General features: G+C 68.0%; 12 protein-coding genes and 1 pseudogene. 2 read left to right on the top strand and 11 right to left on the bottom strand.

The window, feature by feature from the left end; genetic code table 11:
- Positions 1 to 5: 5 nt before the first annotated feature.
- From FrCorBMG51_RS31450 to FrCorBMG51_RS31455, 5 genes and pseudogenes are all read right to left on the bottom strand, one after another.
- A pseudogene (locus FrCorBMG51_RS31450) lies at positions 6 to 2,030 on the bottom strand (trehalose-6-phosphate synthase); the annotation flags it as partial.
- 647 nt (positions 2,031 to 2,677) lie between these two features.
- The gene (locus tag FrCorBMG51_RS33930) at positions 2,678 to 2,848 is read right to left on the bottom strand and encodes an integrase core domain-containing protein (protein ID WP_157180528.1); all 171 of its coding nucleotides are present in this window, start codon (positions 2,846 to 2,848) and stop codon (positions 2,678 to 2,680) included.
- A gap of 175 nt (positions 2,849 to 3,023) precedes the next feature.
- Positions 3,024 to 3,926, bottom strand: coding sequence for an esterase/lipase family protein (locus FrCorBMG51_RS15965; protein WP_052914732.1), 903 nt, complete (start codon positions 3,924 to 3,926; stop codon positions 3,024 to 3,026).
- Positions 3,927 to 4,490: 564 nt separating this feature from the next.
- Complete coding sequence (locus tag FrCorBMG51_RS29740; protein ID WP_052914733.1) at positions 4,491 to 4,769, bottom strand: Scr1 family TA system antitoxin-like transcriptional regulator; 279 nt, start codon at positions 4,767 to 4,769, stop codon at positions 4,491 to 4,493.
- Positions 4,718 to 4,897 carry a Scr1 family TA system antitoxin-like transcriptional regulator gene (locus FrCorBMG51_RS31455; RefSeq protein ID WP_235433626.1) on the bottom strand — a complete coding sequence of 60 codons (180 nt, stop codon included), beginning with the start codon at positions 4,895 to 4,897 and terminating at the stop codon, positions 4,718 to 4,720. Before FrCorBMG51_RS31455 ends, FrCorBMG51_RS29740 begins: the two co-directional genes overlap by 52 nt.
- Before the next feature lie 134 nt (positions 4,898 to 5,031).
- On the opposite strand from FrCorBMG51_RS31455, the gene FrCorBMG51_RS15975 reads away from it, so the two are divergent.
- On the top strand, positions 5,032 to 5,289 hold the full coding sequence (locus FrCorBMG51_RS15975) for a hypothetical protein (protein WP_052914734.1): 258 nt from the start codon (positions 5,032 to 5,034) through the stop codon (positions 5,287 to 5,289).
- 210 nt (positions 5,290 to 5,499) lie between these two features.
- Here the strand turns inward: FrCorBMG51_RS15975 and FrCorBMG51_RS15980 are convergent, their stop codons facing one another.
- Positions 5,500 to 6,378 carry an LLM class F420-dependent oxidoreductase gene (locus FrCorBMG51_RS15980; RefSeq protein WP_047223872.1) on the bottom strand — a complete coding sequence of 293 codons (879 nt, stop codon included), beginning with the start codon at positions 6,376 to 6,378 and terminating at the stop codon, positions 5,500 to 5,502.
- Between the two features lie 99 nt (positions 6,379 to 6,477).
- On the opposite strand from FrCorBMG51_RS15980, the gene FrCorBMG51_RS15985 reads away from it, so the two are divergent.
- Positions 6,478 to 6,852: an ArsR/SmtB family transcription factor gene (locus FrCorBMG51_RS15985; RefSeq protein ID WP_013872067.1), complete on the top strand. Its 375-nt coding sequence runs from the start codon at positions 6,478 to 6,480 to the stop codon at positions 6,850 to 6,852.
- Between the two features lie 198 nt (positions 6,853 to 7,050).
- Here FrCorBMG51_RS15985 and FrCorBMG51_RS15990 read toward each other — a convergent pair whose 3' ends face one another.
- From FrCorBMG51_RS15990 to FrCorBMG51_RS34835, 5 genes are all read right to left on the bottom strand, one after another.
- Positions 7,051 to 7,914 carry a hypothetical protein gene (locus FrCorBMG51_RS15990; RefSeq protein ID WP_157180529.1) on the bottom strand — a complete coding sequence of 288 codons (864 nt, stop codon included), beginning with the start codon at positions 7,912 to 7,914 and terminating at the stop codon, positions 7,051 to 7,053.
- A 250-nt stretch (positions 7,915 to 8,164) separates the two neighbouring features.
- Positions 8,165 to 9,280: a helix-turn-helix transcriptional regulator gene (locus tag FrCorBMG51_RS32860; protein ID WP_047223921.1), complete on the bottom strand. Its 1,116-nt coding sequence runs from the start codon at positions 9,278 to 9,280 to the stop codon at positions 8,165 to 8,167.
- A gap of 8 nt (positions 9,281 to 9,288) precedes the next feature.
- Positions 9,289 to 10,437 (bottom strand): helix-turn-helix transcriptional regulator, encoded by a 1,149-nt coding sequence (locus FrCorBMG51_RS16000; RefSeq protein WP_052914736.1) that lies wholly within the window; start codon positions 10,435 to 10,437, stop codon positions 9,289 to 9,291.
- Positions 10,438 to 10,623: 186 nt separating this feature from the next.
- The gene (locus FrCorBMG51_RS16005; protein WP_047223873.1) at positions 10,624 to 11,034 is read right to left on the bottom strand and encodes an arsenate reductase ArsC; all 411 of its coding nucleotides are present in this window, start codon (positions 11,032 to 11,034) and stop codon (positions 10,624 to 10,626) included.
- 24 nt (positions 11,035 to 11,058) lie between these two features.
- A complete protein-coding gene (locus FrCorBMG51_RS34835) occupies positions 11,059 to 11,577 on the bottom strand; it encodes an MIP/aquaporin family protein (protein WP_476742179.1) in 519 nt (172 codons plus the stop codon).
- Positions 11,578 to 11,644 lie beyond the last annotated feature (67 nt).

The raw sequence follows: 11,644 nt of genomic DNA on the forward strand, positions 1-11,644 counted from the left end.
GTCCGCCGCTCGGCGGGCGTGAGCGATAGTGCCAGGGCCAGCCGTTCGACGAGGTCGTCGAGGGAGTAGGGATCGGTGAGCACCGCCGCCGTTCCCAGTTCCTCCGCCGCTCCGGTGTGCTGGGAGAGCACCAGTACACCCAAGCCGCCGACCGCTGCCTGTACGGCGACGTACTCCTTGGCCGTCAGGTTCATCCCGTCCTGGAAGGAGGTGACCCAGAGGACGTCGGCGGCAAGGTAGTTGTCGACGACCTCGGTGAAGGAGAGCGAGCGAGGCAGATAGTCGATGGGCTGCCAGCCATTCTCCGCCCAGGCCCGGTTGACCTCGGCGATCCGTCGTTCGAGTTCCCGCCGCGTCGAGTCGTAGGCGGTGATGCCGGGCTCGGGCGGGGCGCAGATCAGCCGGACGCGAAGGCGTCCGCGCAGCTCGGGACGGCGGGCGAGCAGCATCGCGACCGCTTTGATCTTCTCAACCGGGGCCTTGGTGTAGTCCAGGCGTTCGACGGAGAGCACCAGGTAGCCATCCTGTCTGCGGATGCGAGGAGCTCGATCGCGGGCGAGCGCCCCGATGGCGTCGTGGTCGACACCGAGTGGGTGGACACCGATCCTCGGCGGTCGCGGGCTCTCCGCGAGGATGGACCGGAAACGCTCGGCAAAGGTCGTGGTGTGGAATCCGGCCCAGTCCAGGCAGTTGAGCGAGGCGCGGATCTCGTCGGCGGTCGGCAGGGCTGCGAACGTCTCCGGTGGCGGGAAGGGGGTGTGGTGGAACAGTCCCACCCGCAGGTCCGGCCGGGTTCTGCGGAGGATGCCCGGTACCAGCCAGAGGTTGTAGTCGTGTAACCAGACCGTGCCGCCCCGGGGCGCCTCGTCGTCGATGCGTTCGGCGAAGCGCCTGTTGACCGTCCGGTACTGCTCCCAGGTGAGCGGGTTGAAACGCAGCCGTTCGGGTTGTGACATCAGTACCGGCCAGAGCGTTTCCTTGCATGCCTGATGGAAGTAGGAGCGCCATTCGTCCGGTCGCAGCGGGAGGAAGGAGAGCGGGATCTTGATGTCATGGCCATCGAGGTGAGCCGCGCGTTGCGGTTGGTCCAGGACCGCGGCGGCCACCCAGACGGCTTCCATACCACCGTTGAAGAGCGCGCGCAGGGTGGGCAGGATGCCGTTCGGGCTCGACGGCTCCTGCCAGTCGGCTTCGGGAGTCCAGCTGACCGGCGGGCGGTGATAGCCGATCACGAGCGGGGAGCCGGCCTCGACCCAGCCCAGCTCCAGCAGCGCCTGTAACACGCCCGCGGCGCCGGGCTGCTGGGGCCGGTGGACGCCCTCCTGACCGTCCAGCGCGGCGATCAGCATGGGCTCGGAGTTGCCGACCGCCACGCCATGCGCACCGATCCGGAACATGGACAGATCGTTGAGGCTGTCCCCGGCGACCAGGATCGATGCGGTCGGCCAGCCCTGCGAGCGGGCGAGAGCGACCAGGGCGTTGCCCTTGGACGCGCCCCTGGGCAGGACGTCGAAGTAGCGGTCCGCCGAGTAGCTCCAGGAGCAGCCGAGCGCCTCCACCGCATCGGTGATAACCGGTGTGAGATCTTCGGGACGGAGGAAGAACGAGCAGCGGCCCTCCTGCGGCACACTGTCCTGGTAGATCAGCGCGGGGAAGCCGCGCAGCGCGGCGCGTATGCGCCCGGTTCCGGGCCAGCCGGCTCGCAGTTCGCTCTGCAGCGGTTGGAGCGGCACGTGGTCGACACCGTCGAGCACGGTCGCGCCGACGTCGGCGATGATCCAGCGGGGCCTGGGCACCAGCGGGTCGTCCAGCGCCTCGCGGATGGAGGACAGTCCGCGCCCGGTGGCGAAGACGACCACCACCTCGGGGTGACGGTTCAGCGCGTCGCGCAGGCGCCGTCGGTCGGTTGCGGCTCCGCCCAGCAGGGTTCCGTCGAGGTCGGTGACCAGGATTGGCACACGGGTTCCCTTCGTGGCGGGGGTGCCTGCTGTGAAATGGACCGTACGGTTTATCGCCGCGTCCCCCACCACGCCCGCCAGCGCCGACCGAACAACTGTTTCTACTCCGGGATAATCAGCGACGATGACCGAGAGTCAGGAACGTGACAGCCAACTGTCATTCCGCGGTTACGGCCGACGGGGCGCGCCACCGGATGTGATCAGCCGACACCGGTGCGGCGCTCCCATCCACCGATCTGAGGTGGCCGCCCACACCGATGACATCCTCGCCCGGACGGCTGACCGCGAATACGGACCCGTCCTGTCCGCGGTGCAGACCACAGCCTCCCTCGGAGCGCAATGATCGCACTTTAAGTGATCGTCGTGTCGGCAGTGTGGCGGTGTGGCGGTGTGGGTCACGATGGGAGCGAGGGGCTGTCGCCCGAAGGCTGGCTGCCGGACCGGGTGTCGGTGGGCGTGCTGACGCGGGGTGTGTCCACCGGAGCTGGTGGACCGGGTGCTGGGTCGGGACATGCAGGATCGCGCTGGGAGCGTCAGGCGCCAGCATCCGTCTCGATGATGTTCAGTTGCGGGTTGCCATCACCGTGTAGGTGCCAGAAACTCGGGTCAGTACCTCGGACGCCTTCGGTATCACCCCAAATGAGAGTAAGCCGGGCGGCTTACATATCAGGGCATGCTGCCTGCCGGTATTCGTGGACGAGCCCGCCGAGCCGATCATGTCAGAGGACCGACACGCCAGGTTCGGGCGGTGGGCCGGTGCCTGTGCGGAGCGGTGCACATTGGCGCAGTGATCGGTGTGGCCGGTGACTGTTGTAGTGATCGGCATATTCGGCGAGGACGGCGGTGGCGTGTCGTTCGCCGAGGATGAGGATGCGGTCGAGGCATTCCACCGGATGAGCTGATGAGTAGCGCAGAAGCCTTGGTCAGATCCTACGGACGAGTTTCCGGCACCGGCAGGTTGGGCTTGCGGCCGTGCCACCGGAATGATTCCCGCCGTCCGGTCCACGACGGGCGGCACCGGGCCAATCAAGTGCTGGGCCGGCGCCGCCCATTCATTGCCCAGCGCTACAGCGGGAGCCCGGAGCCGCACGGAACGGGCTGGCTGTGCTGGGGGTCGAGGGCGTTGAGTACCAACTGGACAGTGGTCACGTCGTAAGGCATCCCGACATGTCCGACGGGGTCGTTGGGGCAGAAGGTCTGCACGGCCTGGTTGGTGACGTTGGGGCCCGCCGGCAGATAGCTCACCGCTTCCGCTGGTGTGGCTACCTCGTCGCGAGTGGTGATGATATTGGTGTAGGTGACGCTCGGGAACGTGGCCTGCGGCGAGTTCAGCGCGTTGAACGCCGGCCAGGTGGACAGTTCATAACAGGCCGGGCAGCCCAATAGTTCGATCGTCTGCCAACCGGGCACCATGTTGAGGATGGTCAGCAGCCCGCTGATGGTGGGCGGGGTCATGGATACCGGTGAGATCCCGACGAAGGTCGACACGTGTGTTGTGCCATAATTCTTCATGTACAGTCGGGAGATAAATCCGCCTTCGGAGTATCCGACCAGTTTTACCCGACTGACTCTGGTGCTGGACACCACCTGGTTGACGAAGTCGTTCAGTTCACCCGCCGAGTTCCCGGTGTAGCCGATGCCACCGGCGTTGGCGGTGTACCAGAGCCTTCCGTAGGTAATGGTGTAGACGCAGTACCCGTTGTTGGCGAGTATCGGCGCGAGCGCCTGCCAGTTGGCGTTCTGGTTTTCGGTGATGCCGTGCACGAGGATGACCGGTTCGGGATGTGCCGCGCTCGGCCTGCACGACCAGTTGTTCGCACCCGGAGGCGGTGAGGCGTTCAGCTGACCGGACGCGTAGGCCGATAACGCGTCCCAGTTCACCGGATACGTGGCCGCGGCCGCCGGGCCGCTGCCGATGACGATGGTCGTGGCAACGATCAATGTGACGACCGCGACGACGCGGCCCATTCTTGATCGTAAGTGACACTCCTTTTGCAATTTCCGGTGCAAGGCATGCTCCTTTTGCAGTTGTCAACGCGAGATGATGTCACGCCTTATTTCACACAAGGGTGATGGCATGACAAATCTGGCTTGTCCGGCTTACCATATATTCATGGGTCATGTCACCGGATGACGATGGGCGTGATGTGCCCGGCGAGCCGATGGCCGCCGCGAAGGGACGGAGCACACCAGAGGGACTATCCGGCGACCTCCCCCATGCCGCCCTTGTCACAAAATTTGGACCTACTGTAGATTAGCCCCCTGTTCCGGTCAACGACGTTGTCCTGCTGGAGGGCGTGACCAGCACGTCGACGGTCGCCCGGCAGAGCCTCTGTCCGTCCGGGCGGGAAGGCCGGGATGAAGGCGTTGGGGTCACGGGCCGTGTCCTCGACTGTGTCACCGGGTCAGGCGTCGGTAGAGGCGCTGGTCACGGCGGTGCCGAGGGATGCCGTGGACGGCGGCCGGTCGACGGCTATGTCTCGTGGACGATCCGGGTGAGCGTGTCCACGGTGGTGCGCGGAGGTGCGCTGGCTATTGCCAGGCGGGACATGACCTGCAGGTACCGGTCGACCTCGTGGGCTTGTCGAGGAAAAGGGCTCCGGTGAGCTGCTCGAGGTACACCACGTCGGTCTGGTCCGTCGCGGGTGACTCCGGTCCTGGGAAGCGGAGGATGGTGAACGCTCCGCATTCGGCCACGTGAGCGCCGAGCGCGAACGGCATGATCTGGATCGTGATGTTCGGCCAGGCGGACAGGGCAATCAGATGTTCAAGCTGGGCACGCATACCGCCGGCCCGCCGATCGACCGCCACAGCACCGCCTCGTCGAGTACGACCCAGAGCTGGGGCGGGTTCGGCCGCGACAGGAGCTGTTGCCGGCTTGCCCGGACCGCGGCCCGTCGCTCCACGACATCTGGCGCCAGCTGGCGGCCGCCGGCCATGATGACCGCCCGGGCGTAGTCGGGCGTCTGTAGCAGCCCGGAACAAACTGGACCTCATAGCTGCGAAGCAGTCGCAGGTCGACATCTCGTACCAGGGCAGCCCGGACCGGTTCGTCGCCGCTGACGGCAAGATCGTGCAGCAGGCCTTCGTCACCAACGAGGTCTACCATCTCGAGCACGACGTGCGAGCGTGGCACAAGCCCGTCAGATACCTGCTCGTCGACGCCTACCCCATCTACCAGTCCGCCCTGGCCATCCGCGCGGACAAGCTCGCGGCCAGCCGCGCCTGTCTGGCCGCGCTCGCTCCGCTGTTCCAACGGGCGCAGCGCGACTACATCACCGGCCCCGGCCCCACCAACCAGTTCCTCGACAAGTCGGTCTCCCTCAGCTGAAGGCTGTTCCGTAACTCGGTTGGACGTGGTGCGGCTGCCTGGGCAGGGCCCGGGCAGCCGGCCGGTGCCGCTGTTCGCGCTGGTCGCCGTCGCCGGAACGTGGCTCATCACCGGCCGGCACCGAGCCGGGCCCCGGCAGCCAGCGCGTTCTTCCAGGGGTTCTCCTGACCGGCACCGTGTCGCTCCAGCCGCCGCGGCCGCAGGGCTTCTTCACAGGAGCGCGGCGGCGAGGGCCTGCCAGGCCTGCCGGGGCGGGCGGCCGCCGCGGGTGGCCAGGTCGATGTCCGGTGCGAGGACCTGCACGGCCACGTGGTCCGCGCCGGCGTCGTGATGTTCGGCGACGCGCTTCGCGATCTGCTCGGGGGTGCCCCAGGCGACGAGGGCGTCGACGAGCCGGTCGCTGCCGCTGCCCGCGACGTCGTCCTCGGTGAAACCGAGGGCCAGCAGGCTACGCACATAGTTCGGTAGCCGCAGGTAGTAACCGACGCTGGCACGGGCGAGAGCTCTGGCGGCGGACGGGTCGGTCTCCAGGACGACTTTCTGCTCCGGGGCGAGCAGCGGGCCGGCGCCGAGCGTCTCGCGGGCGATCCGGGTGTGCTCGGGGGTGACCAGGTAGGGATGGGCGCCGGCCGACCGCTGCCCCGCCAGGGTGAGCGCCTTCGGACGCAGCGCCGCGAGCACCCGCTGGTCGACGGGCACCGGCTCGGCGGCGTTGTCGAGCGCGTCGAGGTAGCCGGCGAGATAGTCCAACGGGCGGGTGTAGGAGCGTCCCAGCCGCTCCACGATCGGCGCGTGGCTGACGCCCAGCCCGAGCAGGAAGCGGTCCGGGTGGGCCGTTGCCAGCCGGTGGAAGCCCGCGGCCAGCTCCGCCGCGTCGACCGTCCACACGTTGACGATCCCGGTGGCCACTACCAGCCGGTTCGTGGCGGCGAGCAGTTTCTCGGGCAGGTTCAGGTCGGGTGCGGCGGCGCCGAGCCACAGGGCTCCGTAGCCTGCGGCGTCGATCTCCGCCGCGGCCTCGTGGGCGTCGTCGGCCTCCCAGATGTACGACGGGGACCAGATGCCCACCCGGCCCAGCGGTATCGCCATGGCAATCTCCCTCATGTGTTCGACGGTGGTCGAATAGATGTCAGTGTACGATACCTGTCGAATATGCAAGGAGTTCGAGAAGACGAACTCGAGGAGACGATGGCCGGTCAGGCGCGACGCGCCCGCACTCTACGTCACACCGATCCGAAGGACGTGCCCCTGCAGGACGCTCTGGAGGCGCTCGCGGACCCGGTCCGCAGGCTGATCCTGCGGACGTTGGCGGGCGAGCCGGAGTTCACCCGGGCCTGCGGCACGTTCGATCTGCCGGTGTCGAAGGCGACTGCCAGCCACCACTTCGCCGTCCTGCGGGCCGCGGGGCTGCTCGAACAGGTCGACCAGGGGCCGCGCCGGCTCAACCGGCTTCGCCGCGCCGAGTTCGACGCCCGTTTCCCGGGCCTGCTCGGCCTTGTGCTCGCCGAGGACGAACAGCCCGGACCAGCGCCGCGTGACGCCCACACCGCTCCGTCCCGGTAGCCTCCGAACACTGGTCGACACCCAGACACTTGTCGACACCCAGGACGAGGGCAACGCCCACGCCTGCTCGCCCCGGTGCCGCTTCGGGCCGACCGGGGCGAACAGGACCGGGTGAACAGGGCCGGGTGAACAGGTCGTGTACGGCGGAGAGGTCCCGCCTGTTTTCTGTTTCGTTCCTGCTGCTTCGTTCCTGCTTTCCTATTTCGCCGCGGTCGGCGTTGCGACCGGTCCGGCCGCGGGGATGCCGGCGGCTGTTCTCGTCCGGAAGAATCCTCCTGGGCCGTCGACGGGGGCCGTTTCACGGTGTCCGGCGGCGGGCGGCAGGAACAGACTGGCGCCCCGGACCGTAGCAGCCGCGAACGCGGTGCTCAGCAGCGACGCCAGCACGACGAGCAGGCGCGAGGTGTCCTCAAGGTGCAGGGCTATGATGACCGGCGCGCCGGCACCGAAATTCGCCATGAAGAATGTGCAGGGAAACACGACGAACAGGCCCAGCAGACCGAGGGGGTTCCGCACCCGCTCACGCAGCAGTGCCGCAAGGACGGCGAAGAGCATCACCTGCGCGGCCTCGAGCACACCGATGACCAGCGGGTAGTCGAAGACACGCAGCTCGTGCGGCCCCCAGTACGTGTAGGCGCCACCGTTGATACCGATCATCTCGAACGTGCAGGACGTCAGCAGTTCAACGCCCGCCCAGGCGAACAGCCCGTTCCGCGTCAGCGTGCCGAGCCGGATCCTCCGGGCGATCGTGAGCGCGGGTGCCGCGTAGAGCACAGCGTAACCGCTGTGGGTCCAGATCGGCTGCGGGATGCCGAAGGCGGTGAAATGCGTGTACATTCCTTCGGTCGAATAGAAGTAGAGCATCAGTCCTTCGTCGTAGAGCGGTTCGGCGAAGGCCGCCACCATGGCGGCGAGGACGATCAGGGTGTAGAAGGGTGTTCTTTCCTTCCGTCCCAGGTGTACCGCGTAACCGAGGAGGACCAGTGTGAGACCCCAGCTGCCGTACGTGAGAACGTCCTGAGTGGTCAGGTCAAGTTGATGGTCAACAGGTGCTGTCGGCATGACTTCCCCATTCGTGCCGCGACGGAAGAAAGGCTGTGACGACTGACGGACAACGATTTTCCAGATCTTTCTCATGTCGAGAACTGACAGCGCGGGCAGGCCGACCACGCGACATCGCGAATTGTCGCGGCGCGCCGTCTGCTCCGGATCCGGTACTTCATGTTCGCCCGTCACCCGCGGCGGGTCATCTTCCCTGTTGGTGGTATTCCTACCCAGCGGTGGTAGACGCGGGGGGTGCGGCCAGGGACGCTCAGTCCTGGACGACGCCGTGGTAGGCCGCGATCGCCTGGGAGCGGTTGACGGCGCCGAGCTTTGCGAGGATGTGCTTGACGTGGGTCTTGACCGTGCCGACGGTGATGACGAGCTGTTCGGCGATCTCCTGGTTGCTGGCGCCGCCCGCGATGAGCGCGAGTACCTCGCGTTCACGGGCCGTCAGCTCGTCGAGGCCGCCTTCGCTGCGGAACACCGATGACGCCGTCCGGGCGACGGGAGTGTCGTCGTCGGGAGCCGTGACGAGTTCGATCTCGGCCTCGGTGAGCTCCTCCAGCGCGGCGCCGACGACGGCCAGCGTCTGACGTACCCGGTCGCGCTGGAGACGCAGGCGCTCCACGAGCACCGAGCGCTCGTAGAGATGACCGAATCCCTCACTGAAAGCCCACAACACGTCACGATCGGTCTCGTCGCAGGTATGCCCGCCGCTGCCGTGGTCGGCGTGCAGGAAACCGACGACACGCCCCGCGGGAGTGATCGGTGCCACCACATATGACGTCGCCTCGCCCGCCCGGATGATCGGATGCACCCGCGGGTCCGCGGTGTTCGTCACCAGGCCTGGCCGGCGTTCGCTCAGCAGCTCCGCTTCCAGGACGAGATCGTCCAACGGGATCTCGCGCTGGACCCACTCGGCGAACCACGGCTCGTCCCGTATCATTTTGTTGACCTTCCACGGCCGCCAGACGCCGTCCTCAACGCGCGAGAGCAGCACCCGCGCAAAGCCGCAGTTCGCCGCGATCTCCTCACATACGCGGTCCTCCAGCGCCTTCGAGCTGATCACCGTGCGCAGCAGGCTGAGCCCTCGTTCGCAGCGGGCGATGCGTCGCGCTCGCGATGCCATCCGCGTTTCGGCCTGCTCGACGGCCAGGTCCTGTAGATCGCAGACCAGCCGGGCCAGCGCCGCGGTCGACTCGGCGTCGGGCGCACCCGACAGAAGACGTTCGGCACAGGCCGCGCTCAGCGCGTCCGCCGCGTCCACCGCGTCCGCGCGGCCACGCTCCGGCTCGACACCCAGCAGCCGTACGGCACGCTCGAACAGGTCCGTGGCCCGCCCGCTCACGTCGCTCGTGGCCGGGGCGTCACAACTGGGCTTCATGAACGAATTCACGACTGGGACATTGCAATCTTGAGATATCGCGACACCGCTTCCGCGCGGTTGGCCGAACGTAGCTTGCGCAACACGCTCCTGACGTGAGACTTGACCGTGTCCTCGCTGAGCACCAGCCGGTCGGCGATCTCGCTGTTGCGCGCGCCGGTGACCATGAGTTCGACGATCCTCCGTTCGCGGGCGGTCAGCAGGCTCGCCACCGGGTCGTCGGCAGCGGCCACGGGCCGGAAGATGTCGGCGGCGCGGGAGGCGACGGCGCCGAGCTCCCGGTCACTGCGGGCGAGCAGGATCTCGTCCTCGGCGAGCTGCCGCAACTGCCGTTCGGCCAGCTCGAAAGCCTCCCGGGCCTGGGCCCGCTGCTGGGCGAGCCTCTCCAGCAGCACCGTGCGCTCGAACAGCAGGCCAAAGCCCTGGGCGAACGTCCACAGATTGTCACGATCCAGTGTTGTCAGCTCGCGGCGCGACCCGTAGCAGTCGGCCTGCAGGAAACCGATCACCCGGCCGGCCGGCATCACCGGCGAGGCCACGTATCCCACGCTGTCCGACACGGCCATCAGCTCCTTGTTGGTCCGCGGGTCATCGGCCGCGATCACCTCGGCGGTGCGCCTGCGGATCAGCTCCGTCTCCAGGACGCCGGGTCCCAGCGGAATCCACGTCCCACGCAGATACACCTCCGTCGCCCGCGACACGCTCGGATCCAGCCCCGGTGCCAGCCATACCGCTTCGGCACGCCACGTCGACCCCCGACGCCGCGAGATCACCGCCCGGTCGAAGTCGCAGCACGACCCGAGCTCGGCCGCCGCCGCGGGCAGTAGCTCGGCGACGGTCTCACAGGCCCGCAGCTTGGCCAGCCCGCGATGGATCCGGGCCACCGCCGCGAACCGCACCGACACCGCATGCTCGCGCAGTTCTCCCCGCAACCGTCTGAGCTCGACCAGACCCAGGCACAGCTCACCTGCCGTCCGGGCGTCGGGCGCGGGACGGGCGCACAGCACGGCACGGATCTCGGCACCGGCCGCCGCGAGCGCCTGCGCCAGTTCCGACGACTCACCGGCGTCCTCCACCGCCGGGCCCTCCAGCACCGCACGCACCCGTTCCGCCAGCTCACCGACCCGGTCGAGTAGTAATTCTCGATCGACAGCCACCGGACAATCATGCTGGTCGATCGCATTACACGGAAGTGAAAGAAACAAAACACGACCCATCCGGTTGGACACCGAGCGGACCGTCAGGGCGTCTTCTCCGCCGCATGTTTCGATGGCTTTCCGGTGGCGCTGGTGCGCCACCGGGGTGCCGGGCGGTGGGCAGCGAGCGAGCCCCGAAGGTGATCGTCAGGAGATGGGAGGCAGGAGATCCTGGAGAAGTTTCTCGACACGGGCCCGGATCTCGTCCCGGATCAGGCGGACGGCGTCGATGCCCTGGCCGGCGGGGTCGTCGAGCTTCCAGTCCTCATACCGCTTCCCGGGGAAGACCGGGCAGGCGTCCCCGCAACCCATGGTGACCACCACGTCGGAGGCTTCCACCGCCTCCGACGTGAGGACTTTGGGCGTCTGGGCGCCGAGGTCGATCCCGACCTCGGCCATGGCCGCCACCGCGACCGGATTGACCCGTTCGGCCGGCAGCGACCCGGCCGAACGCACGTTGACGGCGCCGCCAGACAGCCGGGTCAGCCAGCCGGCGGCCATCTGGGACCGCCCGGCATTGTGGACGCAGACGAACAGCACCGAGGGCTTCCCGGACATACGTCGGATCCTTTCTTCGCGTCTTCACGATGAGATGCCACGGACCAGCCCCGGCGCCGTGCTGCTGGACGTCCGACCATCGGACGTCGTGGCGTCCGACGCGACGTCCCTGGACGCGGTAGTGGGCTGATTGCGGGGCGACAGCACCCGCGCGGCGGGGCCGGGAGCGGTCGGGGGTGGCGGGTAGAACAGGCGCGCCAGCCCGTAGCCGATCATGCCGCCGATGGCCTGCATGCCGACGAACGCCGGGACGGAGGTCGGGGCGATCCCGGCGAAGGTGTCGGAGAACATCCGCCCGACGCTGATCGCCGGGTTCGCGAAGCTGGTCGAACTGGTGAACCAGTAGGCCGCGCCGATGTAGGCACCGACCGCCGCCGGGGCTCGGTCGCCTCGACCGGACCGCGTCAGCGCGAAGATCAGCAGGATGAGGCCGGCGGTCGCGACGACTTCGGCGAGCAGATGCGCGCCGGACGCCCGGTGCCGCGTCGAGATCGACACTGCCGGCTCTTCGAACATCAGATTCGCCAGCACCGCCCCGCCCACGCAGCCGGTGACCTGGGCGGGAACGTAGGCCGCGGCGTCCCGCCACGGCAGCCCGCCGAACGCGGCG

The organism is Protofrankia coriariae, assembly GCF_001017755.1.
Taxonomy (GTDB): Bacteria; Actinomycetota; Actinomycetes; order Frankiales; family Frankiaceae; genus Protofrankia; species Protofrankia coriariae.

Excerpts from the sequence above, each read along its gene's own strand:
- FrCorBMG51_RS15980 (WP_047223872.1), bottom strand. The coding sequence starts at position 6,378 with ATGGCGATACCGCTGGGCCGGGTGGGCATCTGGTCCCCGTCGTACATC.
- FrCorBMG51_RS16005 (WP_047223873.1), bottom strand. The coding sequence starts at position 11,034 with ATGTCCGGGAAGCCCTCGGTGCTGTTCGTCTGCGTCCACAATGCCGGG.
- FrCorBMG51_RS15985 (WP_013872067.1), top strand. The coding sequence starts at position 6,478 with ATGGCCGGTCAGGCGCGACGCGCCCGCACTCTACGTCACACCGATCCG.
- FrCorBMG51_RS15990 (WP_157180529.1), bottom strand. The coding sequence starts at position 7,914 with ATGCCGACAGCACCTGTTGACCATCAACTTGACCTGACCACTCAGGAC.
- FrCorBMG51_RS31455 (WP_235433626.1), bottom strand. The coding sequence starts at position 4,897 with ATGGCCGGCGGCCGCCAGCTGGCGCCAGATGTCGTGGAGCGACGGGCC.
- FrCorBMG51_RS32860 (WP_047223921.1), bottom strand. The coding sequence starts at position 9,280 with ATGAAGCCCAGTTGTGACGCCCCGGCCACGAGCGACGTGAGCGGGCGG.
- FrCorBMG51_RS15965 (WP_052914732.1), bottom strand. The coding sequence starts at position 3,926 with ATGGGCCGCGTCGTCGCGGTCGTCACATTGATCGTTGCCACGACCATC.